The 25995-nt window shown below is 71.1% G+C and carries 22 protein-coding genes; 4 read left to right on the top strand and 18 right to left on the bottom strand.

The annotated features are described in order from the left end of the window. The first annotated feature begins 136 nt into the window (after window positions 1–136). Together ACZ7MG_RS24485 and ACZ7MG_RS24480 are read left to right on the top strand one after the other, a co-directional pair. A complete protein-coding gene (locus tag ACZ7MG_RS24485) occupies window positions 137–1633 on the top strand; it encodes an AlkA N-terminal domain-containing protein (protein ID WP_471383448.1) in 1497 nt (498 codons plus the stop codon). A gap of 19 nt (window positions 1634–1652) precedes the next feature. After that, the gene (locus tag ACZ7MG_RS24480; protein WP_471383445.1) at window positions 1653–2144 is read left to right on the top strand and encodes a methylated-DNA--[protein]-cysteine S-methyltransferase; all 492 of its coding nucleotides are present in this window, start codon (window positions 1653–1655) and stop codon (window positions 2142–2144) included. 18 nt (window positions 2145–2162) lie between these two features. Here ACZ7MG_RS24480 and ACZ7MG_RS24475 read toward each other — a convergent pair whose 3' ends face one another. From ACZ7MG_RS24475 to ACZ7MG_RS24460, 4 genes are all read right to left on the bottom strand, one after another. Then, window positions 2163–2897 (bottom strand): SIR2 family NAD-dependent protein deacylase, encoded by a 735-nt coding sequence (locus tag ACZ7MG_RS24475; protein ID WP_471383442.1) that lies wholly within the window; start codon window positions 2895–2897, stop codon window positions 2163–2165. A gap of 69 nt (window positions 2898–2966) precedes the next feature. Next, window positions 2967–5507: a protein kinase domain-containing protein gene (locus ACZ7MG_RS24470; protein ID WP_471946155.1), complete on the bottom strand. Its 2541-nt coding sequence runs from the start codon at window positions 5505–5507 to the stop codon at window positions 2967–2969. Between the two features lie 392 nt (window positions 5508–5899). Next, the gene (locus tag ACZ7MG_RS24465; RefSeq protein ID WP_471383437.1) at window positions 5900–6391 is read right to left on the bottom strand and encodes an NUDIX domain-containing protein; all 492 of its coding nucleotides are present in this window, start codon (window positions 6389–6391) and stop codon (window positions 5900–5902) included. Between the two features lie 64 nt (window positions 6392–6455). Further along, on the bottom strand, window positions 6456–7553 hold the full coding sequence (locus ACZ7MG_RS24460; protein ID WP_471383434.1) for an ADP-ribosylglycohydrolase family protein: 1098 nt from the start codon (window positions 7551–7553) through the stop codon (window positions 6456–6458). A 210-nt stretch (window positions 7554–7763) separates the two neighbouring features. Between ACZ7MG_RS24460 and ACZ7MG_RS24455 the strand changes: the two genes are divergently transcribed. After that, window positions 7764–8942: a glycerate kinase gene (locus tag ACZ7MG_RS24455; protein ID WP_471384005.1), complete on the top strand. Its 1179-nt coding sequence runs from the start codon at window positions 7764–7766 to the stop codon at window positions 8940–8942. Between the two features lie 3 nt (window positions 8943–8945). On the opposite strand, the gene ACZ7MG_RS24450 is transcribed toward ACZ7MG_RS24455, so the two are convergent. The 11 genes from ACZ7MG_RS24450 to ACZ7MG_RS24400 form a co-directional block, all read right to left on the bottom strand. Next, window positions 8946–10163, bottom strand: coding sequence for an alpha/beta hydrolase (locus tag ACZ7MG_RS24450; protein ID WP_471383431.1), 1218 nt, complete (start codon window positions 10161–10163; stop codon window positions 8946–8948). Between the two features lie 202 nt (window positions 10164–10365). Next, on the bottom strand, window positions 10366–11187 hold the full coding sequence (gene pssA / locus ACZ7MG_RS24445) for a CDP-diacylglycerol--serine O-phosphatidyltransferase (RefSeq protein ID WP_184903917.1): 822 nt from the start codon (window positions 11185–11187) through the stop codon (window positions 10366–10368). 40 nt (window positions 11188–11227) lie between these two features. Beyond that, on the bottom strand, window positions 11228–11884 hold the full coding sequence (locus ACZ7MG_RS24440) for a phosphatidylserine decarboxylase (RefSeq protein ID WP_078531507.1): 657 nt from the start codon (window positions 11882–11884) through the stop codon (window positions 11228–11230). Between the two features lie 202 nt (window positions 11885–12086). Beyond that, entirely contained in the window at window positions 12087–13292 is a 1206-nt protein-coding gene (locus ACZ7MG_RS24435; protein WP_471383427.1) for an acyl-CoA dehydrogenase family protein, read from the bottom strand. Window positions 13293–13294: 2 nt separating this feature from the next. Beyond that, window positions 13295–13807: a MaoC family dehydratase gene (locus ACZ7MG_RS24430; RefSeq protein ID WP_471383424.1), complete on the bottom strand. Its 513-nt coding sequence runs from the start codon at window positions 13805–13807 to the stop codon at window positions 13295–13297. A 5-nt stretch (window positions 13808–13812) separates the two neighbouring features. Next, a complete protein-coding gene (locus tag ACZ7MG_RS24425) occupies window positions 13813–14787 on the bottom strand; it encodes an HpcH/HpaI aldolase/citrate lyase family protein (RefSeq protein ID WP_471383422.1) in 975 nt (324 codons plus the stop codon). Continuing rightward, window positions 14784–16841, bottom strand: coding sequence for a protein meaA (locus tag ACZ7MG_RS24420; protein WP_471383418.1), 2058 nt, complete (start codon window positions 16839–16841; stop codon window positions 14784–14786). The genes ACZ7MG_RS24425 and ACZ7MG_RS24420 overlap by 4 nt, the downstream gene beginning before the upstream one ends. 9 nt (window positions 16842–16850) lie before the next feature. Next, the gene (gene ccrA, locus ACZ7MG_RS24415) at window positions 16851–18188 is read right to left on the bottom strand and encodes a crotonyl-CoA carboxylase/reductase (RefSeq protein WP_471383416.1); all 1338 of its coding nucleotides are present in this window, start codon (window positions 18186–18188) and stop codon (window positions 16851–16853) included. 455 nt (window positions 18189–18643) lie between these two features. Further along, complete coding sequence (locus tag ACZ7MG_RS24410; protein WP_471383413.1) at window positions 18644–19453, bottom strand: TetR family transcriptional regulator; 810 nt, start codon at window positions 19451–19453, stop codon at window positions 18644–18646. A gap of 473 nt (window positions 19454–19926) precedes the next feature. Then, window positions 19927–20271: a hypothetical protein gene (locus tag ACZ7MG_RS24405; RefSeq protein WP_471383411.1), complete on the bottom strand. Its 345-nt coding sequence runs from the start codon at window positions 20269–20271 to the stop codon at window positions 19927–19929. A 23-nt stretch (window positions 20272–20294) separates the two neighbouring features. Then, window positions 20295–22109: a 3-hydroxyacyl-CoA dehydrogenase family protein gene (locus tag ACZ7MG_RS24400; protein ID WP_471383409.1), complete on the bottom strand. Its 1815-nt coding sequence runs from the start codon at window positions 22107–22109 to the stop codon at window positions 20295–20297. A 390-nt stretch (window positions 22110–22499) separates the two neighbouring features. Between ACZ7MG_RS24400 and ACZ7MG_RS24395 the strand changes: the two genes are divergently transcribed. Beyond that, entirely contained in the window at window positions 22500–23075 is a 576-nt protein-coding gene (locus ACZ7MG_RS24395) for an adenylosuccinate lyase (RefSeq protein ID WP_471383406.1), read from the top strand. Here the strand turns inward: ACZ7MG_RS24395 and ACZ7MG_RS24390 are convergent. From ACZ7MG_RS24390 to ACZ7MG_RS24380, 3 genes are all read right to left on the bottom strand, one after another. Then, window positions 23072–23608 carry a GNAT family N-acetyltransferase gene (locus ACZ7MG_RS24390; protein WP_471383404.1) on the bottom strand — a complete coding sequence of 179 codons (537 nt, stop codon included), beginning with the start codon at window positions 23606–23608 and terminating at the stop codon, window positions 23072–23074. The two genes, ACZ7MG_RS24395 and ACZ7MG_RS24390, sit on opposite strands and share 4 nt — an antisense overlap. A 118-nt stretch (window positions 23609–23726) precedes the next feature. After that, the gene (locus ACZ7MG_RS24385) at window positions 23727–25298 is read right to left on the bottom strand and encodes an alpha/beta hydrolase (RefSeq protein WP_471383402.1); all 1572 of its coding nucleotides are present in this window, start codon (window positions 25296–25298) and stop codon (window positions 23727–23729) included. Between the two features lie 169 nt (window positions 25299–25467). Then, window positions 25468–25683: a hypothetical protein gene (locus tag ACZ7MG_RS24380; RefSeq protein ID WP_471383399.1), complete on the bottom strand. Its 216-nt coding sequence runs from the start codon at window positions 25681–25683 to the stop codon at window positions 25468–25470. Window positions 25684–25995 lie beyond the last annotated feature (312 nt).

The following is a 25995-nucleotide window of genomic DNA, read 5'->3' as shown; positions in this document are numbered from 1 at the left end:
TGCGGGCTCGTCGTGGCTGGTCGCGCAGTTCCCCGCGCCCCTGAGGGGGACGGGGGCTTCCGGCGCTCGCAGGTCGCCCCACGCTGATGTCGGATTCTCGCCAGCCCTCTCCCTCCCCGTCCCCGATGCTTGAGGCATGCGGAACGGGATGTACAGGGACACGGAGCGGTGTGTGCGGGCCGTGCGGTCGAAGGACGCGCGGTTCGACGGGTGGTTCTTCACGGCCGTGGTGACCACCCGGATCTACTGCCGGCCCAGTTGCCCGGTGGTGCCGCCGAAGGTGGAGAACATGACGTTCTACCCGAGCGCGGCGGCCTGTCAGCAGGCCGGGTTCCGGGCCTGCAAGCGGTGCCGGCCGGACACGAGCCCGGGGTCGCCGGAGTGGGACCGGCGGGCGGACCTCGTGGCGCGGGCGATGCGGCTCATGGGCGACGGGGTGGTGGACCGGGAGGGCGTGCCGGGACTCGCGCGGCGGCTCGGCTACAGCACCCGGCAGATCGAACGGCAGCTGCTCGCCGAGCTGGGCGCGGGGCCGCTGGCGCTCGCCCGGGCCGGGCGGGCGCAGACCGCACGGCTGTTGATCGAGACGACCGCGCTGCCGATGGCGGAGATCGCGTTCGCCGCCGGGTTCGGGTCGATCCGTACGTTCAACGACACCGTGCGGGAGGTCTTCGCCCTGGCGCCCGGCGAACTGCGCGAGCGGGCCACCCGGTCGGCCCGGCAGCGCTCCGACTCCCCGGGCACCTCAGGGGTGTTGAGCCTCCGGCTGCCGTTCCGGGCCCCGCTGAACCCCGACAACCTCTTCGGCCACCTCGCCGCGACCGCCGTACCCGGGGTGGAGGAGTGGCGCGCGGGCAGCTACCGGCGCACGCTCCGGCTGCCGTACGGCAGTGGCATCGTGGGCCTCACGCCGCGGCCCGACCACATCGCCTGCCGCCTCACCCTCGGCGATCTGCGGGATCTGCCCGTCGCCATCAGCCGCTGCCGCCGCATGCTCGACCTGGACGCCGACCCGGTCGCCGTCGACGAGCAGCTGCGCACCGACCCCGTGCTCGCGCCGCTGGTGGACAAGGCGCCGGGGCGCCGGGTGCCGCGTACCGTCGACGAGGCCGAGTTCGCCGTACGGGCGGTGCTCGGCCAGCAGGTGTCCACGGCCGCCGCCCGAACGCACGCGGCCCGGCTGGTCGTCGCGCACGGCGAGGCCGTCGACGACCCCGAGGGAGGCCTCACCCACCTCTTCCCGTCCGCCGAGGCGCTGGCGGCCGTCGACCCCGAGACCCTCGCGATGCCCCGCACCCGCCGGACCACCTTCACCACCCTCGTACGGCAACTCGCCGAAGGGGAACTGCACTTGGGAGTCGACAGCGACTGGGCGCAGACGCGGGCCCGGCTGCTCGCCCTCCCCGGGTTCGGCCCATGGACTGTGGACGTCATTGCCATGCGCGCCCTCGGCGACCCCGACGCCTTCCTGCCCAGTGACCTCGGAGTCCGGCGCGCCGCACGGGAGTTGGGCCTGCCGTCCACCCCGGCCGCCCTCACGGCCCGCGCGGGGGCCTGGCGGCCCTGGCGGGCGTACGCGGTCCAGTATCTGTGGGCGACGGACAGTCACCCGATCAACTTCCTCCCCGCATGAACCAGTTGAAGGACACGGCATGAAGCACCACACAGTCGTCGACAGCCCCTACGGCCCGCTCACCCTCGTCGCCGACGAAGGCGTCCTGTGCGGGCTGTACATGACCGAGCAGCGCCACCGCCCGCCGGAGGAGAACTTCGGCGGACGCGACGACACGCTCTTCGCGGAGACGGAGGAACAGCTGAAGGCTTACTTCGCGGGCGAGTTGACGGAGTTCACCGTCGAACTCCGGCTGCACGGCACCCCGTTCCAGCGCACCGTCTGGGAACAGCTTGTCCGGATCCCCTACGGCGAGACCCGCTCGTACGGCGCCCTCGCGGACGCGCTCGGCAACCCCAAGGCGTCCCGCGCGGTCGGTCTGGCCAACGGCAGGAACCCCGTCGGCATCATCGTCCCCTGCCACCGCGTGGTCGGCTCCGACGGCAGCCTCACCGGCTATGGCGGCGGGACGGAGCGCAAGCGGCGCCTGCTGGACTTCGAACGGGGTGAGCAGGGGGCGGCCCTCTTCTGAGACGCACGCCCCCGGCCGTCAGGCGCTCGCGGCGCCGAGCCCCCGCAGCACCTCCGGCAGCGCCGTCCCGATCGGCTCCCGTACGACCTCGTCCGCCCGGTCGTCGTACGGGGTCGGTTCGGCGTTGACGATGATCAGACGGGCGCCGTGGTCGGCGGCGACACCGGCGAGGCCGGCGGCGGGCTGGACCTGGAGGCTGGAGCCGACCGCGATGAAGACCTGGCAGGCCTTGGTGATCGCGACGGCCTCGCCGAGGACCACCGGATCGAGGCGCTCGCCGAACATCACCGTGGCGGACTTCAGCACACCGCCGCACTTCAGACAGGGCGGATCGTCCTCGCCGGCCTCGACCCGGGCGAGGGCGTCCTCCATCGGCCCTCGGGCATGGCACTTCACGCACACCACGGAGCGTGCGCTGCCGTGGAGTTCGAGGACCTTGCGGGCCGGCATCCCGGCGAGCTGGTGCAGCCCGTCCACGTTCTGGGTGATCACCCGCACCGGCACCCCGGACCGCTCCAGCTCGGCCACCGCCCGGTGCGCCACGTTCGGCTCCGCCTTCAGCGTGCGGTTCCGCCGCCGCATCTGCCACGAGCGCCGGCGGATCTCCGGATCGCCCATGTAGTAGTCGTACGTCACCAGCTTCTCGGCCTCCGGATCCCGCCGCCACAGCCCGTTCGGGCCTCGGTAGTCGGGGATGCCGGAGTCGGTGGAGATGCCCGCTCCACTGAGGATGGCGACCAGCGGCTTGTTCATGGGGTGAGCGTAGGTCGGCCGTTCGGCCGGGGCGAGTGGATATCGGTGTCGTGGCGGGCGGCGGTGGGGTCAGGGGGCCGGCAGGCCGTAGGTGCGGTCGTAGTGCTGGGCGACCAGGACGCCGCTGCGGTCGCAGGCGAGCTGCCAGTCGTTGACGCCGGTCTCCACACCGTCGGTGAAGTTCCACAGGAGTCCGCCCTTGGCGGCGTCGATCGCGTAGAAGCCGTTCTTGTTCTGGTAGGCGCAGACATAGACGGCGTCGGGGCCCGCGGTGACGGGCTGGTCGATGTCGAGGCGCGGGGTGGGGCAGAACCAACGGCGGGCGCCGGTCCCGGCGTTGAAGGCGTACACACCGGCGGGGTCCGTGCCGGTGACGTAGACCGTGTTGCCGTAGCCGCCGAGGGAGGCGAACATGCCGCGCTCCGGCTTCACCCGCCAGCGGGGTGCGCCGGTGGTGAGGTCCAGGGCCTCCAGCTCCTCGCCGATGGCGAACACCGTCCGGTTGAGCACGGCGAGACCCGGCCGGAGGTCGTAGCCGACGGGGTGGCGCCACAGGACGCCGGAGCCCTCGGTGTCGCGGACGGTGATGTTGCGCAGGCCGTCGGCGTAGACGAAGTACCCGGGGAGGATGACCGGCGCCAGCCGGACACCGACGTCCTCGGGGCTGATGGGGATGACCTCGGCGCGGCGGGTCGCGAGGTCGACACCGAACACCGTGTCCGTGGACGTCGCGACGCCCTGTTGGTCGGACTCCCGCTCCAGCCGCACACCGATGACGGAGACGCCCCGGTCGTCGTTGACGCCGAGCAGGGTGTTGAACCGGAAGTCCGGCCCGAAGTCGATGGTGAAACGTTCCGTTCCGTCGACCGGGTCGACCCCGATCACCGTCGCCCCCTCGCCGAGCGCGACCGCGGAGCCGAAGGCCAGCACGGGCGGGGTGGGCGACTGGCTGATGCCTTCGTAGACCCACTTCGGCCGGGTGCCGTCCCGCAGGTCGAGGCAGAGCAGGTCACCCGGGCGGGACTTCAGCAGGGCCGTGCCGTCGTGGAACACGGCGGGTGCCTGCAGCAGCGGGCCGCCGCGGTACATCCACAGCGGCTTCGGGGCCGGACCCGCGGGCTCCGTGGACCGTGCGGCCGGATGGCCGCGCCGGCCGAGCACCACGGCGGCGCCGACGGCGGCCGCGGTGACGGCGCCCGCCGACGCGGTGAGGACCGTACGCCGGGACGGCCCCGGCCGCCGTACGGCACGGCGATGGCCGGTGGAGCCGGGGCGGTACGGCTGCGGCTCCTCGGGCGCGGAATAGGGCTCCGCGGGGGCGCCGGACCCGGCTCCCGGCGTCTCGGCGCTGGTCGGGGCAGGCGGCGCCGCCTCGGCCGGACGGGCCCGGTGGTCCGGGCGCCCGGAGCCGTCGTGGGGACGGTCGGACGCGCACGCCGCCGGGGTCGTGGCGGCGTGGGACGCGCGGTCCTGCTCGAAGTCGTACGCGGCCCGGCCCGGCCGCCCGTCCTGCCCCGCCCGGTCCGGCTGCGGGGCACGGTCGGCCGGATCCTGCCCCGGGGTGCTGAAGGCACGTTCCTGCTGGAAGTCGTACGCGGCCCGGCCCTGGTCCCGGGCCGCCCGGCCCTCGTCGCGGCCCTGGGCGGACGGGCCCCGGCCGTACGGGTCCGGCGCGGGACCGGGGCCGGCGGAGGGGAACGCGGCCTCGGTGTACGGCATGGTGTCCAGGGTCTTCACCGCCGCCGCGCGGAGCGCGATCGAAGAGGTCACCGACGGGGGCAGCCAGCCGTCGCCCGTCAGCTGCTCCACACCCCCGGGCGCGCAGGCGGCGGCCAGCTTGTCCGGGGTGATCCGCAGCCGGGGGTCCTTGGTGAGACAGAGGCTGATGATCTTGTCCAGCGGCTCGGGCACACCCGTCAGGTCGGGGGCGCTGTGCACGACCTGGTAGAGGAGCGTGGCCGCCGCGGTGCCGCTGAAGGGCGCGTGCCCGGCGGCGGCGAAGGTGAGCACCGAGCCCAGCGAGAAGACGTCCCCCTCGGGGCCGAGCGGCTCGCCCGTGGCCTGCTCGGGGCACATGTACTCGAAGGAGCCGAACAGGGCGCCGGACCGGGTGAGGTCGTAGCCGTCGCTCGCCCGGACGATGCCGAAGTCGATGACGCGCGGGCCGTCGGCGGCGAGCAGCACGTTGGACGGCTTGAGGTCGCGGTGCACCAGCCCGGCGGCCTGGACCGAGATCAGCGCCTCGGCGATACCGGCGCCCAGCACCAGCACCGACTCCACCGGCAGCGGGCCGTGCGCGGCGACCGCCTCGGCCAGGGTGGGACCGGCGATGTAGTCGGTGGCCAGCCAGGGGATGGGGCCCTCCGGGTCGGCGTCCACCACGGGCGCGGTGTATCTGCCGCCGACGGCGCCGGCGGCCTCCACCTCCCGGCGGAAGCGGATGCGGAAGTTCTTGTCCCCCATCAGCTCGGGACGGATGGCCTTGACCGCGACGGTCCGCCCCTCCGGGGAGCGCGCCAGATAGACCCGTCCCATCCCGCCTGCGCCGAGCCGTGCCACGAGACGGTAGGGACCTAGCTCCTCGGGATCGTCTGAGCCCAGTGGTTCCATGACCTCAGCTGCCTGTTCGGTGATGACGGGCGGAAAACGGCCCGCAGGTGGGGGGAGACCGACTGCTCCGGGCGGCTCCCGGTGACCGTTCCCCCAGGGGCTCCGGATCTCCGCAGCCACGGCCCGCGCACGGGCCGCCGGTCACGGGTGTCCCGAGTGCTGCCCCGGTTCCTGAGCGAGGCAACGGGGCGGGATCGCTCGGTCGGGGTTGAAGTCAGCCTAGATGCTGAAGTGACGAACGGGCAGCGTTTTCAGCCAGCGCTTTAAACTTCTATTAAGTGAAGGGCGCACTCATTTCACGTTCCGTACAAGGTGAGTTGACGTGATGTCAGCTGACTCCTGTCAATGGAGGGCAGCACCCAATGACCCACTCGGTGGCCGATCTTCGACGGTCAGGCCACCCGCTCGCCGTTCTCCAGCTCGACCGTACCCGTGCCGTCCGCGAGCGCGTCGAGGGCGGCGAGCACCCGCAGGCCGAGGGGCCCCAGGAGGTGGTCGGTCAGCTCGGCGCGCGGGACGAGGCGCCACGACAGCAGCTCCTCCTCCTGCAGCCGGATCCGCTTCAGCTCCTCCTCGCCGAGCACCCCGCCGTCGTACACGTACGCCACCAGCGGCGGCCGCCCCGGCCACCGCACCCAGTCCACGGCCAGCAGCGGCCCGAGCGCGACGTCCAGCCCGATCTCCTCCAGGGTCTCGCGCCGCGCGCCCTGCCTCGGGGTCTCGCCGTCGTCCGACTCGATCGTGCCGCCCGGAAGCGCCCATCCCTCACGGTAGTTGGGCTCGACGAGCAGCACGCGCCCCTCGGCGTCCCGGAAGAGCGCGGCGGCACCGGCGAAGACACGGGGCAGGCTCGCGAGATACGCGGCGAAGTCCGAAGTGGTCATCCAGGAAGCGTAGACGGCTCCCGAAGGGCGCGAAATCGGCGCTCGGGGCGGGACCGACCGGCGCTCAGTGGCCTGAGGCCTCCGCCAACCGCACCGTGCGCTCCGCGAGTTCGCTGACGCGCACCCCGTCGAAGCCGAACACGGCGCTGCGCACGGTGTCCTCCAGCGGGTCCTTCCACCGGCCCGGGATCGCGGCGGCCCCGCACAGCACGCCCGCCACCGAACCGGCCGTGGCCCCGTTCGAGTCGGTGTCCAGCCCGCCCCGGACGGTCAGCGCGATCGTCCGGGTGAAGTCGCCCTCGCCGTACAGCAGCCCGGCGGTGAGGACGGCGGCGTTCGGCACCACATGGATCCAGCCCGCGCCCGCCGTCTCCTCACCCACCGTCGTGAGCGTCTCCTCCCAGCCCAGCCCGGCGTCGTACAGCGACACCACCCGCCGCACGGTCCGGGCGAGGCGGCTGCTCGCCGGGATCACCGCCAGCGCCTCCTCCACCGCCGCCCGCGCCCCCGGCGCCGTGAACGCCGCCGCGATCAGCGCCGCCGCCCACTGCGCGCCGTACACCCCGTTGCCGGTGTGCGACAGCACCGCGTCGCGCCGGGCCAGCGAGGCCGCGCGCCGGGGCAGGCCCGGGGAGGTCCAGCCGAAGACATCGGCGCGGATGAGGGCGCCGATCCACTCCTGGTACGGGTTGTCGTACGTGGCGGTCAGCGGCGGCCTCAGCCCCTGGGCGAGGTTGCGGTAGGCCGCCCGCTCCGCCGTGAACGTCTGCAGATACGGCAGCCGCAGCAGCCACAGGTCGCCGACCTGCTCGGTGCTGAAGCCGAAGCCGTGCGTCTCCAGCAGGTGGAGTCCGAGGATCGCGTAGTCGATGTCGTCGTCACGGCAGCTGCCGCGGATCCGGCCGCGTACACAACTGCGCCACTCCGGCCGCAGCGCCCGGCGGTCGACCTCGGTGGCCGGCTCCGGGAGGTAGTCGGTGAGCGGCAGCGCCCCGGCCTGCCGCAGATAGCGGTCGATGCGCTCCCGTGTCCACACCTCCCCCTGTTCGACGGGCTTCCCGAGCATGTTCCCCGCGATCCGGCCGAGCCAGCCCCCGAGGACCCGGTCGGCGAGCACGGCGCCCACAGGGGGCGTGCGGGGCGTGGCGGTGGTGGGCGTCATGGTGGAGGTCTACCCGCTTCGGGGCCCGTCGGCCCGTGCGACACCGCCGCGCACGGTGTTCGGTGGGCGGGACGGGGCATGACGTACGGGGGCCGGGGCGGTTAGGGTCGCAGCGGCGCGACTGCCTTGACGTGCGCAAGGCCCGATGAGCGAGGGGAACGCGAGGTGGCGAACGCCGCAGTGGACGGGATCGACACGGACACGGAAACGGTGGGGGACCCGGCCGTCGACAGGGACGCGGCTGTCGACAGGGACACGGCCGTTCCGCGGGTGCTGATCGCCGCGGACAAGTTCAAGGGCACGCTGACGGCCGTCCAGGTCGCCGAGCGGGTCACGGCGGGCCTGCGCCGGGTCCTGCCCGGCCTGGCGGTCGAGGCGCTGCCGGTCGCCGACGGCGGCGACGGCACGGTGGCCGCGGCGATCGCGGCCGGTTTCGACCGCCGCGAGGTACGGGTCGCCGGGCCCCTCGGTGAGCCCGTCACCGCCGCGTACGCGCTGCGCGGTGACACGGCCGTCGTCGAGATGGCCGAGGCCAGCGGCCTGCAACGGCTGCCCGCCGGGGTCTTCGCCCCGCTCACGGCCTCCACGTACGGCTCCGGGGAGCTGCTGCGGGCCGCGCTCGACGCGGGCGCCCGCACGATCGTGTTCGGCGTCGGCGGCAGCGCCACGACGGACGGCGGCGCGGGCATGCTCGCCGCGCTCGGCGCGCGCTTCCTGGACGCGGCGGGCGAGCCCGTCGGCCCCGGGGGCGGCGGCCTGCGCGACCTGGCGACGGCGGACCTGTCCGGCCTCGACGAACGCCTCGCCTCGCTCGACTTCGTCCTCGCGAGCGACGTGGACAACCCGCTCACCGGGCCGAAGGGCGCCCCCGCCGTGTACGGCCCGCAGAAGGGCGCGAGCGAGGCGGACGTGGCCGCGCTGGACGCCGCCCTGGCGCACTTCGCGGCGGTCCTGGAGAAGACGGTCGGCGCACGGGCCGCCGAGCACGCCCTCGCCCCGGGCGCGGGCGCCGCCGGCGGCATCGGATACGGCGCCCTGATCCTCGGCGCCCGCTTCCGCCCCGGCATCGAGGTCATGCTCGACGTCCTCGGCTTCGCGGCGGCACTGGAGAAGGCGACCCTGGTGATCACCGGCGAGGGCTCCCTCGACGAACAGACCCTCCACGGCAAGGCCCCCGCCGGCGTCGCCGCCGCCGCGCGCGCCGCCGGCAAGGACGTCGTGGCGGTCTGCGGCCGCCTGACCCTGCCGCCGGAGGCCCTGGGCCGGGCCGGCATCCGCCGGGCGTATCCCCTGACGGAGGTCGAGCCGGACGTGGAGCGGTGCATCGCGGATCCGGGGCCGATCCTGGAGCGGGTGGCCGAGGGGATCGCGCGGGACTTTCTCGCCTGAGGATCAGGGCAGGGGGACCAGGTTGCCGTCCAGCTCCCTGAAGTACTTGCCGCTGGTGAGATCCTCCACCTTGCCGTGCTTGAACCACTGCTTCGAGAAGTGATGGATGGCCTTGGCGGTGGTCTCCCACACCAGGGAGTGGCTGGACCCCTCGAAGCAGAACATCAGTGTGTGGTCATGCCCGATGGCCGCGTAGAGGTCCGGAACGGAGAAGTACAGGTCGTCGGGCATCGGCGTCGGGCTGTTGGCCGTCCGGTCCAGTTCCCCGTAGAGGATGAGCACGGGAATCCTGTCGCCGAGCACGTGCTTGTCGTCCTTCTCCAGCGCCGCGGTCTTGTTGTTCCAGCCCCACCAGTAGGTGTTCCGGTACCGCAGGACACCCTCGTAGTCGCCGTTCGTCTGTGGGCCCCACTTGCTGCCGACGGGGTCGTCCTCCATACAGGCGGCCCACGCACGCTCGTCGATGCCTGCCTCCCACAGGGCGGGGGTGCCGGTCAGCGCCCTCTTGAAGCCGGTCTTGCTGGTGACATGCATCGGGAAGCCGAACTGGGTGGCAGGCTTGCCCACAGGCAGCGCCGTGACACCCGGCGGGCGTCCGAAGGGCTCTTCCGGCTTTCCCGACCACCGTCCTCGCGGCGGGAACATCGGGGCGAGCAGGAACAGGCTCTCGACGTCGTCGGGGTGCTGGAGGGCGTAGGGGCCCATGACGAACGAGGCCGCGGACCAGCCGACGAAACGGATGGGCTTCCCCAGGCCCACCTTGCTCTTGATGAACTTGACCACGGTCTCCAGCTCTGCGAGATCACTCTCCGAATTGCCCAGCTCGGACTTGTACCAGGGCGGGCAGGGCGCCGGGATTGTGTGGTCGACGAGAACCGGTTGCTGCTGCGTCGGGTTGGTGTTGCACGGATCGTCCATCACGTTCGGCCGGGGTGACCTACCGGATCCCTGTAGATCCATGATGAAGACGTCGAAGTGGGCTTGTGCCAGCTTCTGTGCCCAGCTGTACCGGTCGGCGTCGCCGCCGGGCACCGGTGCGAGATCGAAGCCCGCCAGCGCCGGCACGCTTCTGCCATGCAGCATCAGCACCGGCTCGCGATCATGCGCGTGCCCGTTACCAGGAGTGCCGTCATACTCCCGGACGGGCAGTTCTATCTCCATGCCGTTGGTCGCCGGGACCGATGACTTGTGCTTGACCTTGTGCTCTCTGTATGTGGTCATACCAGTCTCCTGACGATGGTGTGGAACAAATGAGGTGAAATCCCCCTCTTCCACCGTCCTCCACCTCCCCACCCCCAGCAACTCGGCCCCCGCGCGGACTAGTTGACCCCTCAAGGGCCAACCCCCGACGCCCTTGAACGCGAAACGGGTGTGGCCCGAGCCAGATGGCTCGGGCCACACCCGTCAGTGCTGGAGCGGAGCGTCAGGGCAGCTGGGTCGCCCGCGCCTCGCGCCGGTTGTCGCGGAAGTTGTTCACCCGGCGGGCCGTGGCGAACAGGGGGATCACCGCGCCCATGACGAGCTGCAGGGCGCAGCCGGTCTGGAGGAGGAGCTGGCCGCCGGGCGCGTCGAAGGCCCAGGCCGCCAGGAGACCCATCGCGAGGACGATCCAGGTGAGCACCGCTCCCGCGAGGGGACCCCGCGGCTTCGGGTACTCGACGCGGCTCACCATCAGCCACGCGACACCGACGATGGCCAGGAGCGTCGCCACGAAGGGCAGCTCCAGCAGCACGATCGAGATGACCGTCAGCGCGCCGAACGGCGACGGCATGCCCTGGAAGGTGCCGTCCTTCACCGTCACGCACGAGAATCTCGCGAGCCTCAGCACCACCGCGAGGAGGACCACGATCGCCCCCACCGCCGCCACCCGCTGGTGCGCGTCGTCCGCGACCATGCCGTAGACGAGGACGAAGTACGCCGGCGCGAGGCCGAAGCTGATCAGGTCGGAGAGGTTGTCCAGCTCCGCGCCCATCGGCGAGGAGCGGAGCTTGCGCGCCACCAGCCCGTCGAACAGGTCGAAGATCGCCGCGCAGAGCATCAGGATCACGGCCGTGGCCGCGCTGTGCCGGGCCATGCCCGACTCCTGGCTGCCGGTGAGGTGCGGGATCAGAATGCCCGTGGTGGTGAAGTACACCGCCATGAAGCCACACGTGGCGTTACCGAGCGTGAGGGTGTCCGCTATCGACAGCCGGAGCGACAGCGGCATCTCCTCCGCGTCGTCCTCCACCTCGTCGACTTCGGGCACCCAGCCCGTCGCGGCCGTCTGGCCGGGTTGGGTCTCCGGATCAATCACGGTCAATGCGAGTCACCCCAGCCACGGTCTTCTGGCCCACCTCGACGTCGATCTCCACACCCTCGGGCAGGTAGATGTCGACGCGCGAGCCGAAGCGGATCAGCCCGATCCGGTCGCCCTGCTCCACCTTGGTGCCCTCGGGGATGTACGGAACGATGCGGCGAGCCACGGCGCCGGCGATCTGGATCATCTCGATGTCACCGAGCTCGGTGTCGAAGTGCCAGACGACGCGCTCGTTGTTCTCGCTCTCCTTGTTGAACGCCGGTACGAACCCACCCGGGATGTGCTCCACGGACGTCACCGTGCCGGAGAGCGGCGCGCGGTTGACGTGGACGTTGAGCGGGCTCATGAAGATCGCGACGCGGGTGCGGCCGTCCTTCCACGGCATGATGCTCTGCACCACTCCGTCGGCGGGCGAGATGACCCGGCCCTGGGCGATCTCACGCTCGGGGTCGCGGAAGAACCACAGCATGCCCGCCGCCAGCGCGGTGGCGGGTACGGCCACGGCCCGGGCCGCGCCGGAGCGGCGCGAGCGGGCGAGGCTGAGTGCTGCGGTGGCGACGGTCGGGAGAAGCCACGGCGATGCTCCGCGCGCCAGCCGTACGCCGGCCAGGCTGTCGCGTGGTGCAGAGGTTTGGCTGTGGGGCATGGATGACCTTCGTAGCGGATGATGCCGCGCGGTGACTGGGGACGGCGGCTTTCCGGGGATCGTACCGGTCGCGGACCGCAACTGGGCAAGCCAGGAAGCCGAGTCGACGACCGAAGAGTGCTGACGGGGTGTGATCTTCTTCTCGAAGAAAACACCCCGAAACAGACAACCGACCCGGGACCAGTCCTGTATCAGCCCTGTCCTAGCCCTGGAATCGGTACTCTTCGAGCAGCCGACGACCGATGATCATTTTCTGGATTTCGGCGGTACCTTCACCGATCAGCAGCATCGGCGCCTCACGGTAGAGACGCTCGATCTCGTACTCCTTGGAGAAGCCGTAACCGCCGTGGATCCGGAAAGCGTCCTCGACGACTTCTTTGCAGTATTCGGAGGCGAGGTACTTCGCCATCCCCGCTTCGAGGTCGTTTCGTTGGCCCGAGTCCTTTTTGCGTGCTGCGTTCACCATCATCGCATGGGCGGCCTCGACCTTGGTAGCCATCTCGGCCAGCTTGAACTGGATCGCCTGGTGCTGGGCGATCTGCTTGCCGAAAGTGTGGCGCTGCTGGGCGTACTGGACGCCGAGTTCGAAAGCACGCTGAGCGACACCGCAGCCACGTGCGGCCACATTGACCCGGCCGACCTCGACGCCGTCCATCATTTGGTAAAACCCTCGGCCGGTGGTGCCGCCGAGTACACGATTGGCCGGAATGCGCAGTCCGTCCATGATGAGCTCGGTGGTGTCGACCCCCTTGTAGCCCATCTTGTCGATCTTCCCGGGAATGGTGAGGCCGGGGCGGACCTCTCCGAAGCCGGGCTCCTTCTCGACCAGGAAGGTCGTCATCGACTTGTGGGGGGCCGTGCCCTCCGGGTGTCCTTCGTCACTTCGGACGAGTACGGCGACGAGTGTTGACGTTCCGCCGTTCGTCAGCCACATCTTCTGACCGTTCAGGACGTACTCGTCGCCGTCCTTGACCGCCTTCGATGTGATCGCCGACACATCGGACCCGAGCCCCGGCTCCGACATCGAGAAGGCGCCCCGGACGTCACCGGCCGCCATCCTCGGCAGGAAGTGGTCCTTCTGCTCCTGCGTGCCGTGCTGCTTGAGCATGTACGCCACGATGAAGTGCGTGTTGATGATCCCGGACACGGACATCCAGCCCCGGGCGATCTCCTCCACGCACAGCGCGTACGTGAGCAGGGACTCGCCCAGACCGCCGTACTCCTCGGGGATCATCAGCCCGAACAGGCCCAGTTCCTTGAGCCCGTCGACAATCTGCTGCGGGTACTCGTCCCGGTGCTCCAGCTCGGTCGCGACCGGGATGATCTCCTTGTCCACGAAGTCCCGGACGGTGGACAGGATCTCCTGCTGGACGTCCGTGAGACCGTGGGTCTGGGCGAGTCGTGCCATGGCTACTTCTCCTGCTCCCTGAGCTCGGGGCGGCCCGGCTGCTCGCCGCCGCGCTCCTTGATGTAGGTCTCGGTGGGCACCATGACCTTGCGGCGGAACACACAGACCGGCGTGCCGTCCTGCTTGTAGCCCTTGGTCTCGACGTACACGATGCCGCGGTCGTTCTTCGACTTCGACGGCCACTTGTCGAGCACGGTCGTCTGGCCGTAGATGGTGTCGCCGTGGAAGGTCGGCGCCACGTGCTTCAGCGACTCGATCTCCAGGTTGGCGATCGCCTTGCCGGAGACGTCCGGCACGGACATGCCCAGCAGCAGCGAGTAGATGTAGTTCCCGACCACCACGTTCTTGCCGAAGTCCGTCGTCTTCTCGGCGTAGTTGACGTCCATGTGGAGCGGGTGGTGGTTCATGGTGAGGAGACAGAAGAGATGGTCGTCGTACTCCGTGACCGTCTTCCCGGGCCAGTGCTTGTACACCGCCCCGACCTCGAACTCCTCGTAGGTGCGTCCGAACTGCATGGCGCTCAGCCCTCCGGGATCTCGAACTTGGAGGTGCGCTGCATACCGGCCGCGCGTCCCTTGCCGGAGATGACCAGCGCCATCTTGCGGCTGGCCTCGTCGATCATCTCGTCGCCGAGCATCGCCGAGCCCTTCTTGCCGCCGGCCTCGGAGGTGCAGTAGTCGTACGCGTCCAGGATCAGCTCGGCGTGGTCGAAGTCCTCCTGCGAGGGCGAGAAGATCTCGTTGGACGCCTCGACCTGGCCCGGGTGCAGCACCCACTTGCCGTCGAAGCCGAGCGCGGCGGCGCGCTGCGCGACCTCGCGGTAGCCCTCGACGTTGCGGATCTGGAGGTAGGGGCCGTCGATCGCCTGGAGGTTGTTGGCGCGGGCCGCCATCAGGATCTTCATCAGGATGTAGTGGTAGGCGTCCGCCGGGTAGCCGGGCGGCTGCTCGCCCACGACCAGCGACTTCATGTTGATCGAGGCCATGAAGTCGGCCGGGCCGAAGATGATCGTCTCCACGCGCTGGGAGGCCGTCGCGATCTCGTTGACGTTGTTCAGGCCCTGCGCGTTCTCGATCTGCGCCTCGATGCCGATCTTGCCGACCTCGAAGCCCATCGTCTTCTCGATCTGGGTCAGCAGGAGGTCGAGGGCGACGACCTGCTGGGCCGTCTGCACCTTCGGCAGCATGATGCAGTCGAGGTTCTGGCCCGCGCCCTCGACGACGGTCACGACATCGCGGTACGTCCACTCCGTCGTCCAGTCGTTGACGCGCACGACCCGCGTCTTGCCGGTCCAGTCGCCCTCGTTGAGGAACTTGACGATGGTGTGCCGCGCCTCGGGCTTGGCGAGCGGGGCGCAGGCGTCCTCCAGGTCGAGGAAGACCTGGTCCGCGGGGAGGCCCTGGGCCTTCTCCAGGAAGCGGGGGTTGCTTCCCGGCACCGCGAGGCAGGAGCGCCGCGGGCGCAGGCGGTTCACCTGAGGAACAGGGCTGGTCATGCGGGGACCTCCGTGCTGATGAGGGGGCTGAGCTTGTTGGCCTTGCGGATCTCGTCGACGATACGGCCGATGATCCCGGTGATGTCGAAGTCCTTCGGGGTGAACACGGCGGCCACTCCGGCGGCCCTGAGCTGCGCGGCGTCCGCGTTCGGGATGATCCCGCCGGCGATCACCGGGATGTCGTGGGCGCCCGCCTCCCGCAGCCGGTCCAGCACGTCCGGGACCAGCTGGGCGTGGGAGCCGGAGAGGATGGAGAGCCCGACCGCGTGCACGTCCTCGGCGAGGGCCGCGTCCACGATCTGCTCCGGGGTGAGCCGGATGCCCTGGTAGACCACCTCGAAGCCCGCGTCCCGGGCCCGCACGGCGATCTGCTCGGCCCCGTTGGAGTGCCCGTCCAGGCCCGGCTTGCCGACCAGGAAGCGGAGCTTGCCGACGTCCAGGTCCTTCGCCGTCAGCTCCACCTTGCGGCGGACCTCCGACATGGCCGAACCCTCCTCGGCGGAGACGGCCACCGGCGCCGACGAGACCCCGGTCGGTGCCCGGAACTCGCCGAACACCTCACGGAGAGCCCCGGCCCACTCGCCGGTCGTGGCCCCGGCCCTGGCGCACTCCAGGGTGGCCTCCATGAGGTTGCCCGTGCCCTTCGCGGCCTCCTTCAGCCGCTCCAGCGCCTTGCACGGGCGCGGGTGGTTGAAGGGCGGCTGGTAGCGCGTGTCGCGCCAGTTCCGCAGGGCCTTGACGACCCGGTCCTCGACCGCCGGGTCGACGGTCTGGATCGCCGCGTCGAGGTCGGCGGTCAGCGGGTTGGGCTCCGTCGACTCGTAGATGTTGACGCCGACGATCTTCTCCTGGCCGGACTCGATCCGGGCCCGGCGCTCGGCGTGCGAGGAGACCAGCTGCGACTTGAGGTAGCCGGACTCGACGGCCGCCATCGCGCCGCCCATCTCCTGGATCCGCTCGATCTCGGCGAAGGACTCCTCGACCAGCTCGGTCACCTTCGCCTCGATCACGTGCGAGCCCTCGAAGATGTCCTCGTACTCCAGCAGATCGCTCTCGTGCGCCAGCACCTGCTGGATCCGCAGCGACCACTGCTGGTCCCACGGCCGCGGCAGACCCAGCGCCTCGTTCCAGGCCGGCAGCTGCACCGCCCTGGCCCGTGCGTCCTTGGAGAGCGTCACAGCGAGCATCTCCAGCACGATCCGCTGGACGTTGTTCTCCGGCTGCGCCTCGGTCAGCCCGAGGGAGTTGACCTGGACGCCGTACCGGAAGCGCCGCTGCTTGGGGTTCTCGATGCCGTACCGCTCACGGGTGATGCGGTCCCAGATGCGGCCGAACGCCCGCATCTTGCACATCTCCTCGACGAAGCGGACGCCCGCGTTCACGAAGAACGAGATACGGGCGACGACATCGCCCATGCGCTCCTCGGGCACCTGGCCGGAGTCGCGCACGGCGTCGAGGACCGCGATCGCCGTGGACATCGCGTACGCGATCTCCTGAACCGGTGTGGCCCCGGCCTCCTGCAGGTGGTAGCTGCAGATGTTGATCGGGTTCCACTTCGGGATGTGGGAGACCGTGTACGCGATCATGTCGGTCGTCAGCCGGAGGGAGGGCCCCGGCGGGAACACATGGGTGCCCCGCGACAGGTACTCCTTGACGATGTCGTTCTGGGTCGTCCCCTGAAGCTGGGTGATGTCCGCGCCCTGCTCCTCGGCGACGACCTGGTAGAGCGCCAGCAGCCACATGGCGGTGGCGTTGATGGTCATCGAGGTGTTCATCTGCTCCAGGGGGATGTCCTGGAACAGCCTGCGCATGTCACCGAGATGGGCCACCGGGACGCCGACCCGGCCGACCTCGCCGCGGGCGAGGATGTGGTCGGAGTCGTAGCCGGTCTGGGTCGGCAGGTCGAAGGCGACCGACAGACCCGTCTGCCCCTTGGCGAGGTTGCGCCGGTACAACTCGTTGGACGCCTCGGCCGTGGAGTGACCGGCGTACGTCCGCATGAGCCACGGCCGGTCCTTGGCTTGCCTGCCTTCGGCGGGCTGACGCTCACTCATGTGTGGACCTCAGATGTTCCGGAAGCGGTTGATGGCGTCGATGTGCTGGGCGCGCTTCTCGTGGTCGCGCACGCCGAGACCCTCCTCGGGGGCCAGCGCGAGGACGCCGACCTTGCCCTGGTGGAGGTTGCGGTGCACGTCGTACGCGGCCTGCCCGGTCTCCTCCAGGGAGTAGACCTTCGACAGCGTCGGGTGGATCTTGCCCTTGGCGATCAGGCGGTTGGCCTCCCAGGCCTCGCGGTAGTTCGCGAAGTGGGAGCCGATGATCCGCTTCAGCGACATCCACAGGTAGCGGTTGTCGTACTCGTGCATGTAGCCCGAGGTGGAGGCGCAGGTGGTGATGGTGCCGCCCTTGCGCGTGACGAAGACGCTGGCGCCGAAGGTCTCGCGGCCCGGGTGCTCGAAGACGATGTCGATGTCCTCGCCGCCGGTCAGCTCGCGGATGCGCTTGCCGAAGCGCTTCCACTCCTTCGGGTCCTGGGTCTGCTCGTCCTTCCAGAACTTGTAGCCCTCGGCGTTGCGGTCGATGATCGCCTCGGCGCCCATCGAGCGGCAGATGTCCGCCTTCTGGTCGCTGGAGACGACACAGATCGGGTTGGCGCCACCGGCCAGCGCGAACTGCGTGGCGTACGAGCCCAGTCCGCCGCTGGCGCCCCAGATCAGGACGTTGTCGCCCTGCTTCATCCCGGCGCCGTTGCGGGAGACCAGCTGCCGGTACGCGGTGGAGTTCACCAGCCCCGGGGCGGCGGCCTCCTCCCAGCTGAGGTGGTCCGGCTTCGGCATCAGCTGGTTGGACTTGACGAGCGCGATCTCGGCGAGACCGCCGAAGTTGGTCTCGAAGCCCCAGATCCGCTGCTCGGGGTCGAGCATCGTGTCGTTGTGCCCGTCGGACGACTCCATCTCGACCGACAGACAGTGGGCGACGACCTCGTCACCGGGCCGCCAGACGTTGACACCGGGGCCGGTGCGCAGGACGACGCCCGCGAGGTCGGAGCCGATGATGTGGTACGGCAGGTCGTGGCGCTTGGCCAGCTCGTTGGTGCGGCCGTAGCGCTCCAGGAACCCGAAGGTGGACAGCGGCTCGAAGATCGAGGTCCACACGGAGTTGTAGTTGACCGAGGAGGCCATGACGGCCACCAGGGCCTCGCCCGGCCCGAGTTCCGGGAGCGGCACGTCGTCCAGGTGGATCGACTTGCGGGGGTCCTTGTCGCGGGTGGTGAGCCCCGCGAACATCTCCGTCTCGTCCTTGTGCACGGTGATCGCGCGGTACGACTCGGGGAGCGGCAGTGCGGCGAAGTCGGCGGACACGGAGTCCGGCGACTGGATCGCGTCCAGGATGTCCTTCACGGTGGTGCCTCCGGCGACGAGCGTCCGAGGGAAGACGCTGTTGAGGGTTACGTCGGGTGCTGAGCTGGGTGGTGATGCCGTCGGTTCGGCGGAGGTGGTGCTTCGGCGGCGCTGTGTGTGGCGCGGAAGGGTGCCTGTGACGCAGGCGTCCGGGCGCGTGAACCGTGGTTCTCGGGGACAGCCGGCGTACGGAAGATCTCTGCACACCGGCCGCCCGGACTCCTTCAACGTATGGCACGCCGTGTCACCCCGCAAGGCACCGAGTGCCAGAAAATTCGCTCAGGTGAAATCTTTACGTAACACCTGAGCGATGATCGATCAGGTGGAGGGAGAAAAGGGCCTCTGACGTGCCAAAACGGCCACCCCGGAGGGTGGCCGTCATCACAGTTACCAATGAGTGGAAGAGGGTTTCAAGCGGGTCCCGAGCCGGACTCGACCCGGGTTCGACCGGGAGTTCAGCGGTCCCGGAGTGCCTCTTCGATGGTGCGCATGACCTCGTCGAGGGGGGCGTCGGTGCGGGCCACGGTCACCAGGACCTCGCCGTGGGTGGAGGCCGTCGCGGCGGCCGGTTCGGGCGCCAGGGTGCGGCCCGCGCCGATGCCCGTGCCGAAGGTCCTGCGGACGATGGCGAAGGCGTGGTCGAGCTGGCTCTCGACATCGCCCTGCCCGCCGGACCGGAGCCACCGCCGCAGCACGTGGTTGTGCGCGGTGACGACCGCCGACGCGGCCACCTCGGCGAGCAGCGGGTCGTCGTTGCCGGCGTCGTGGTGGGCGTGCTCGTCGAAGTGGCCCAGCAGGTAACGGGTGAAGAGGCGTTCGTAGCGGGCCACGGAGGCGATCTCCGCCTCCCGGAGGGTGGGGACCTCACGGGTCAGCTTGTAGCGGGCGACCGAGATCTCCGGCCGGGCCGCGTACATCTTCATGACTTCCTTGATGCCGCGGCACACCGTGTCGAGCGGGTGCTCGTGCGGGGGTGCCGCGTTGAGCACCGCCTCGGCGCGGATCAGGGTGTCGTCGTGGTCCGGGAAGATCGCCTCTTCCTTGGAGCGGAAGTGGCGGAAGAAGGTGCGGCGGGCGACCCCGGCCGCCGCCGCGATCTCGTCGACGGTGGTCGCCTCGTACCCCTTGGTCGAGAACAGCTCCATGGCCGCGGCCGCCAGTTCCCGCCGCATCTTGAGGCGTTGGGCGGCGGCACGGCTTCCCGCGGCGCTCTCCGGAGCGTCGGGCGCAGCTGGTGTACGTGAGGACTTGGCGGGCTGGGACATGCCCCGAACGTACTGCATCCGTGCAGGAGAGTGCGCGTGTCCTGCCGTCTCCCCGCCCCGGTCGGACGGGGGAGGGGCCGACCCGGCGGGGACCCTGCCGGGCACGGGCCCGGCGGAACCGGCGGACGAGGCCCGACTCCCCGGACCGAGCAGCCCACCCCAGCGCGCGCCCGCGGTCGGCCGACCGAGGCGGGTGGAGCCGGCCGCGGCCGGGGCCGGCTCCGTGGCAGGCCGACCGGCGCCGGCTGCGGGGTCGTCGGGGCGGCTGGGGTGGGCTGCGGGGTCGTCGGGGCGGCTCGGGTGGGCTGCGGGGTGGTCGAGGCGGCTGGGGTGGGCTGCGGGGCGGGGCGCCGGTCCGGTCCCCGAGGGCGGCCCCGCCACCGGGTCACCGGACACCGATCGGACCGTCAGGCCCGCCTCCGCCGGGCCTGCGGCTCCCGATGGGCCTGCGGCTCCCGCAGGGCCCGCTGCCCCTACCGGGCCCGGAATCTCCGCCGGGCCCGCAGCCCCCGCAGCCCCCGCAGCCCCCGCAGCCCCCGCAGCCCCCGCAGCGCCCGCAGCTCCTGCCGGGCCCGCAGCCCCCGCAGCCCCCGCAGCCCCCGCAGCCCCCGCAGCGCCCGCAGCTCCTGCCGGGCCCGCAGCCCCCGCAGCCCCCGCAGCGCCCGCAGCTCCTGCCGGGCCCGCAGCTCCTGCCGGGCCCGGAATCTCCGCCGGGCCCGCAGCTCCTGCCGGGCCTGCGGCTCCCACCGGGCCCGGAGCCCCCGCCGGGCCCGCACCCCCCACCAGGCCAGGAGTTCCCGCCGGGCCCGCAGCCGCACGGGCCCCGTGCCCGCGGCCTCCCTCAGCGCTTGGCATATTCGCGGAAGCCGCGGCCCGTCTTGCGGCCGAGGCAGCCCGCGGCCACCAGGTGCTCGAGGAGCGGTGCCGGGGCCAGGCCCGGGTCGCGGAACTCGCGGTGCAGGACCTTCTCGATGGCCAGGGAGACGTCGAGACCGACCACGTCCAGCAGTTCGAACGGGCCCATCGGGTAGCCGCCACCCAGCTTCATGGCCGCGTCGATGTCGTCCAGCGTCGCGTAGTGCTCCTGGACCATCTTGATCGCGTTGTTCAGGTACGGGAACAGCAGCGCGTTCACGATGAACCCGGCCCGGTCGCCGCAGTCCACGGGGTGTTTGCGGACCTTGGCGCACAGCTCGCGGACCGTGGCGTGCACGTCGTCGGCGGTCAGCACCGTGCGGACCACCTCGACCAGCTTCATCGCCGGCGCCGGGTTGAAGAAGTGCATCCCGATCACGTCCTGCGGGCGCGAGGTGGCGCGGGCGCAGGCGACCACGGGCAGCGAGGAGGTGGTGGTGGCGAGGATCGCGCCCGGCTTGCAGACCTTGTCGAAGGTCGCGAACAACTGCCGCTTGACGTCCAGGTCCTCGGCCACGGCCTCCAGCGCCAGATCGACGTCCGCGAACGCGTCGTACGACCCCGCCGGGGTGATCCGGTCCAGCGTCTCGGCGGCGGCCTCGACCGTCATCCGCCCCTTGTCGACGGACCGGGCCAGCGACTTGCCGATCCGGGCCTTCGCGGCCTGCGCCTTCTCCTCGCTGCGCGCGGCCAGCACGACCTCGTACCCGGCCTTCGCGAACACCTCGGCGATCCCGGACGCCATGGTCCCCGAGCCCGCGACCCCCACCGAGCGGACGGTACGCCCGGCGACCGTGGCGACCCCGTCCAGCGGCGTCAGCGCGTCCCGCACGACGGTCGCGGAGCCGGGGGCCTCGTAGGAGTAGAAGCCGCGCCCCGACTTGCGGCCCGTCAGACCCGCCTCGCTGAGCTGCCTGAGAATGGGCGCCGGCGCGTGCAGCCGGTCGTGCGAGGCCGCGTACATGGCCTCCAGGACCGTACGCGCGGTGTCGACGCCGATCAGGTCCAGCAGCGCCAGCGGGCCCATCGGCAGCCCGCAGCCGAGCCGCATGGCCGCGTCGATGTCCTCGCGGGAGGCGTACTTGGCCTCGTACATCGCGGCGGCCTGGTTGAGGTAGCCGAACAGCAGCCCGTCGGCGACGAATCCGGGCCGGTCGCCGACCGCGACGGGCTCCTTGCCCAGGTCGAGGGCGAGATCGGTGACGGCCGCGACGGCCTGGGGCGCGGTCAGCACCGAGGAGACCACCTCGACCAGCTTCATCGCGGGCGCCGGGTTGAAGAAGTGCAGCCCGAGCACCCGCTCAGGCCGCGCCGACTCGGCGGCCAGCCGGGTCACCGACAGCGCGTTGGTGCCGGTGGCGAGAACCGCCTCCGGGCGCACGATCGCGTCCAGCCCACGGAAGACCTGCTGCTTGATCTCGTACGACTCCGGGACGACCTCGATCACCAGATCGGCGTCGGCCGCCGCCTGGAGGTCGGTGAAGGTGCGGAAGCGGGCGAGCACATCGCCGCGCTCCCGCTCGGTGATCCGCCCCCGGGTCACGGCACGCTCGGTCGCGGCCTCCAGCGCGGCGACGGCACGGGCGCCGGCGGCCTCGCTGATGTCGATGCCGACGACCTCGCGGCCGGCCCGGGTCAGCACTTCGGCGATACCGGTGCCCATGGTGCCGAGACCGACCACGGCGATCGTCCTGAACGGGGACTGCGGGGACAGGGGTGCGTCGGAAAGGGGAGCGGCCATCGCGGGACTCCAGATGAGGTGACGACTGAGGGAAACGCGGCGGGGTGCGCGAAGAGCGCGCAAGCGGCGCGTGGGGTGCGGGTGTTGGTGCTGCCGGGCTGATGAACGCACACGCCCGGTGCCGTCACCGAGGGGCGTGCACACGCCCGGCGGGAACGGCTGAACCGACCGGCCCTGTCCCGAGGCCGAGCCGTACTGGTGCTCCAGGTACCGAATACTCCGGGTACCGAACCGACTGTGCTCACAACGGCTGCGTCACCAAACCGTCGCGAGCGAACACGAGAGGGTGTCTCGCTCGTCTGAGCTTAACCGGTGGGTAACGAGCGCGCCAGCCCCCGTGTTTGTGACGTAGGTCCCCCAACAGCGCCACGCGCCCGTACGCTCGACGCCATGGACGAGGAGTTGCGATCACTCACGGAGCGTGTGCGGAGCGAGTCGGGGGGCGCGGCGGGATACGAGCGGCTCGTCACCACCGAGTCCACGGACGAGCTGGCGGGCGTGCTGACCGAACCGGGGCAGCCGCTCTGGGCGCGGGAGTTGGCCGCGTTCCGCCTGGGCGTCGCGGGGGACCGGCGGGCCTTCGAGTCCCTCGTCCTCCTGCTCAACCACCGTGATCCACCGCGCTGCGCCTCCGCGGCGTACGCGCTGGCCCGGCTCGGCGACCCGCGCACCGCCCGCGCGGCGGCTGCCCTCGCGACGAACGAACTGCGCGTCGCCTACGCCCTGCATCCCGTACGTCTGCTCGTCGAACTCCGGGCCCCGGAGTCCGTCCCGGCGCTGATCACCACGCTCCAGCGCCGGTTGAGGCCGCACGACCCCTACCGCCGGGTGGCGCTCGCGTGCGTGGAGGGGCTGGGGGCGCTGGAGGACGCCCGCGCCAGGACCGTCCTGAACGAGGCCCTCGCACACCCCAAGCTCGCGGAGGCGGCGGTACGGGCGCTGGCGCGGATCCCCCGGCAGCGCTAGGCGCCGAGTTCCTTTCCGTACCGCACCTCCGGCACCGCGACCCCGTTCACCTCGAACGGTTCCTCGGCGCCGTCCGCCGCGAAGCCGTGGTGTGCGTAGAAGCGGCGGGCCCGTGCGTTCTCCTTGAGGACCCACAGCAGGACGCGGTCGTGGCCGGCGGCCGCGCACTTCTCGGCGCAGGACTGCAGCAGCGCACTGCCGACGCCGCCGCCGAAGTGGCCCGGTCGTACGTAGAGGGCGTACAACTCGGCGTCGTCCGTGCGGAGTTCGCCGTCGCGGTAGGGGCCGTACGCCGCCCAGCCGACGATCTCCCCGGCGCGTTCGGCGATCAGGTTGACCACGGGGCTGTCGGGCCGCGCGAGCATCGCGCGGCGCATCTCGGCGTCCTCCTCCACGTCCATGGCGTCGAGGTGGGCCTGCGGGACGAGCCCGGCGTACGCGGTCCGCCAGCCGCCCACACGGATCTCGGCCACGGGGCGGCAGTCGGCCGGGGTCATCTCACGGATGCGGAGGCGGGGGAGGTCGTCGCTCATGGCGGCACGGTAGACGGGACGGCGGGGCCGGGGCCGCGAATTTCGCGCCCCCGGCCCCGCCGTCAGGTCGAATCCGGTGTGTTCGGTGTGTTCGGTGTATCCGCTGGGTTCGGTGTGCTCAGCCGCGGAAGCCCAGCAGGCCGTGCAGCGTCGAGCCTCGGGACGAGGCGGACGCGGCCTTGGTGCTCAGGGGCTTGGGGTCGGCGAGCTTCTTGCAGGTGGCGTCGGTCTCGCCCTGGCCGCGCGGCACCTTGCCGTCGGTCAGGTACGCCGACAGGTGCTTGTCCAGACAGGCGTTGCCGCTCAGCGAGATGCCGTGGTTCCCGCCGCCCTGCTCGACGACCAGGCTGGAGCCCCGCAGCAGCTGGTGGGCGATGACTCCGCCCTCGTACGGGGTGGCCGCGTCGTCCGTCGCCTGGAAGATCAGGACCGGCGGCAGCGCGGTGTTGGAGACGTCCACGGGCTCCAGCGACTCGGTGGGCCAGAACGCGCAGGGCGCATTGTACCAGGCGTTGTTCCAGGTCATGAAGGGCGCCTTCTCGTACACCGCCCAGTTGTCGTCGCGCCACTCGTTCCAGTCGCGCGGCCAGCGCGCGTCACGGCACTGCACCGAGGTGTAGACGCTGTACCCGTTCTCGCCCGCCGCGTCGACCGCGCCGAAGTTCTCGTACGCCTCGACCAGCGGATCGTCGTTCTTCTTCCTCGTGTACGCGGCGAACGCCTCGGCGAGGTAGGGCCAGTAGCCGTTGTAGTAGCCGCCGGGCATGAAGGTGTCCTCCAGCTCGGAGGGGCCCACCTTGCCGTCCGCGGGCTTCCTGGCGAGAGCGGCCCGCATGGCGTACCACTTGGCCTCGATCTTCTCCGGATCGGTGCCCAGCCTGTACGTCTTGTCGTGCTTGGCGATCCAGGCCATCAGCGCCCGGTGGCGGTCGTTGAACGCCAGGTCCTGCCGGAGGTTGGTGTCGTACCAGACCCCCGTGGGGTCGACCACGGAGTCCAGCACCGCGCGCCGCAGCCGGTTCGGGAAGAGCTTGGCGTACACGGCGCCCAGATAGGTGCCGTACGAGTACCCGAAGTAGTTGATCTTCTTCGCGCCGAGGGCTGCGCGGATGGCGTCCATGTCCTTGACCGTGCTGACCGTGTCGATGAACGGCAGCACGTCCGCGTACTTCTTGGCGCAGCCCGCGGCGAAGGCCTTGGCGCGCTTGACGTTGGCCTGCTCGATCTTCGGGCCGGCCGGCAGGGAGTCGGCCCGCACCGGTGAGAAGTGGCCCGGCCGGCAGTTCAGCGCGGGCTTGCTGGCGCCGACGCCGCGCGGGTCGAAGCCGATCACGTCGTACTGTGCCGCCACCTTCTTCGGCAGCGAGGACGCGACGAACCCGGCCAGTGAGCGGCCCCGGCCGCCGGGGCCGCCCGGGTTGACCAACAGGGGCCCCTGGTACGTCTTCGCGGTGTGCGGGACGCGGGACAGAGCGAGGGTGATCTTCCTGCCGCTCGGTTCGAGGTGGTTCAGCGGCACTTTCAGGGTGGCGCACTGGAGCTTCGGATAGTCGGCGGTGGCGCACTTCTTCCAGGCGGGCTTGGCCACCGGGGCGGTGACCGAGGCGCCGCTCGCGCCGGCCGGGACCGCCGTGACCATTCCGGCCAACACGGCGGCGGCACCGCACAGAGCAGCTGTGCGTCTGTTCATTCGTCAGGCCTCCCAGGACGGAGGATTTCGGGCCGTGCACGCCACGGCCTTCGTCGCATCGTCCCGGAGCGCGGGGGCGGAAGAACGCGTTCTGCCCGGACTTGACCCGATCGGGGCGGGAGAAGCGCCCGGATGACCCCGGTGGTCGGCGGTCGCCGACCGACGGAGGTCAGAGCAGGGTCAGCTGGGTCGGGGCCGCGTCCCGGGCGGGCTCCGGGGCGGCCGGTTCGCGTACCGGTGTCCGTCGCGGGAGGTCCGTTTGAATCCGTCCGGGGGTGTACGGGGTCGACTTCTGCACCAGGTGAACAGGCCGGGGGTGACGTTCGATGATCGCCTCGATCCCGGAGTCGCCGGGCACCCAGACGCCCTCGGCCATCTGGCGCACGGCATCAGCGGCCCGGTCGACGGCAGGCCACTGCCCATGCCCTCCAACCCGCCCAGACCCTCCGCACTGGCGGCGATCTCGTCGAACCGATCGAGGATGGTGGTGGCGAGGGTCTCGTCGCCGCAGAACTGGCCCCGCTCCCTGCAGGCGTCCGCTGCTTGCGACGGAAGGCTGGGATATTGGGAAATGCGGGGAACGCGTGACGACGCAGGGTCGTTCCTTACCGGAGTCGACCAGGCACGCGCGGCCAAGACTGGGACCGCCCTGCTCCAGGCCCTCGACCACGGCCCCACGGACGAGATCACTTTTGGG

The sequence above is a fragment of the Streptomyces sp. NPDC107538 genome, assembly GCF_055657445.1.
Note: the sequence above shows the minus strand (reverse complement) of the source record. Positions and strands in the feature narration are given on the sequence as shown.

Excerpts from the sequence above, each read along its gene's own strand:
- ACZ7MG_RS24440 (WP_078531507.1), bottom strand. The coding sequence starts at position 11,884 with ATGCCCCACAGCCAAACCTCTGCACCACGCGACAGCCTGGCCGGCGTA.
- ACZ7MG_RS24400 (WP_471383409.1), bottom strand. The coding sequence starts at position 22,109 with ATGGCCGCTCCCCTTTCCGACGCACCCCTGTCCCCGCAGTCCCCGTTC.
- ACZ7MG_RS24475 (WP_471383442.1), bottom strand. The coding sequence starts at position 2,897 with ATGAACAAGCCGCTGGTCGCCATCCTCAGTGGAGCGGGCATCTCCACC.
- ACZ7MG_RS24480 (WP_471383445.1), top strand. The coding sequence starts at position 1,653 with ATGAAGCACCACACAGTCGTCGACAGCCCCTACGGCCCGCTCACCCTC.
- ACZ7MG_RS24460 (WP_471383434.1), bottom strand. The coding sequence starts at position 7,553 with ATGACGCCCACCACCGCCACGCCCCGCACGCCCCCTGTGGGCGCCGTG.
- ACZ7MG_RS24450 (WP_471383431.1), bottom strand. The coding sequence starts at position 10,163 with ATGACCACATACAGAGAGCACAAGGTCAAGCACAAGTCATCGGTCCCG.
- ACZ7MG_RS24390 (WP_471383404.1), bottom strand. The coding sequence starts at position 23,608 with ATGAGCGACGACCTCCCCCGCCTCCGCATCCGTGAGATGACCCCGGCC.
- ACZ7MG_RS24465 (WP_471383437.1), bottom strand. The coding sequence starts at position 6,391 with ATGACCACTTCGGACTTCGCCGCGTATCTCGCGAGCCTGCCCCGTGTC.
- ACZ7MG_RS24410 (WP_471383413.1), bottom strand. The coding sequence starts at position 19,453 with ATGTCCCAGCCCGCCAAGTCCTCACGTACACCAGCTGCGCCCGACGCT.
- ACZ7MG_RS24385 (WP_471383402.1), bottom strand. The coding sequence starts at position 25,298 with ATGAACAGACGCACAGCTGCTCTGTGCGGTGCCGCCGCCGTGTTGGCC.
- ACZ7MG_RS24425 (WP_471383422.1), bottom strand. The coding sequence starts at position 14,787 with ATGACCAGCCCTGTTCCTCAGGTGAACCGCCTGCGCCCGCGGCGCTCC.
- ACZ7MG_RS24470 (WP_471946155.1), bottom strand. The coding sequence starts at position 5,507 with ATGGAACCACTGGGCTCAGACGATCCCGAGGAGCTAGGTCCCTACCGT.
- ACZ7MG_RS24395 (WP_471383406.1), top strand. The coding sequence starts at position 22,500 with ATGGACGAGGAGTTGCGATCACTCACGGAGCGTGTGCGGAGCGAGTCG.
- ACZ7MG_RS24435 (WP_471383427.1), bottom strand. The coding sequence starts at position 13,292 with ATGGCACGACTCGCCCAGACCCACGGTCTCACGGACGTCCAGCAGGAG.
- ACZ7MG_RS24420 (WP_471383418.1), bottom strand. The coding sequence starts at position 16,841 with ATGAGTGAGCGTCAGCCCGCCGAAGGCAGGCAAGCCAAGGACCGGCCG.
- ACZ7MG_RS24485 (WP_471383448.1), top strand. The coding sequence starts at position 137 with ATGCGGAACGGGATGTACAGGGACACGGAGCGGTGTGTGCGGGCCGTG.
- ACZ7MG_RS24430 (WP_471383424.1), bottom strand. The coding sequence starts at position 13,807 with ATGCAGTTCGGACGCACCTACGAGGAGTTCGAGGTCGGGGCGGTGTAC.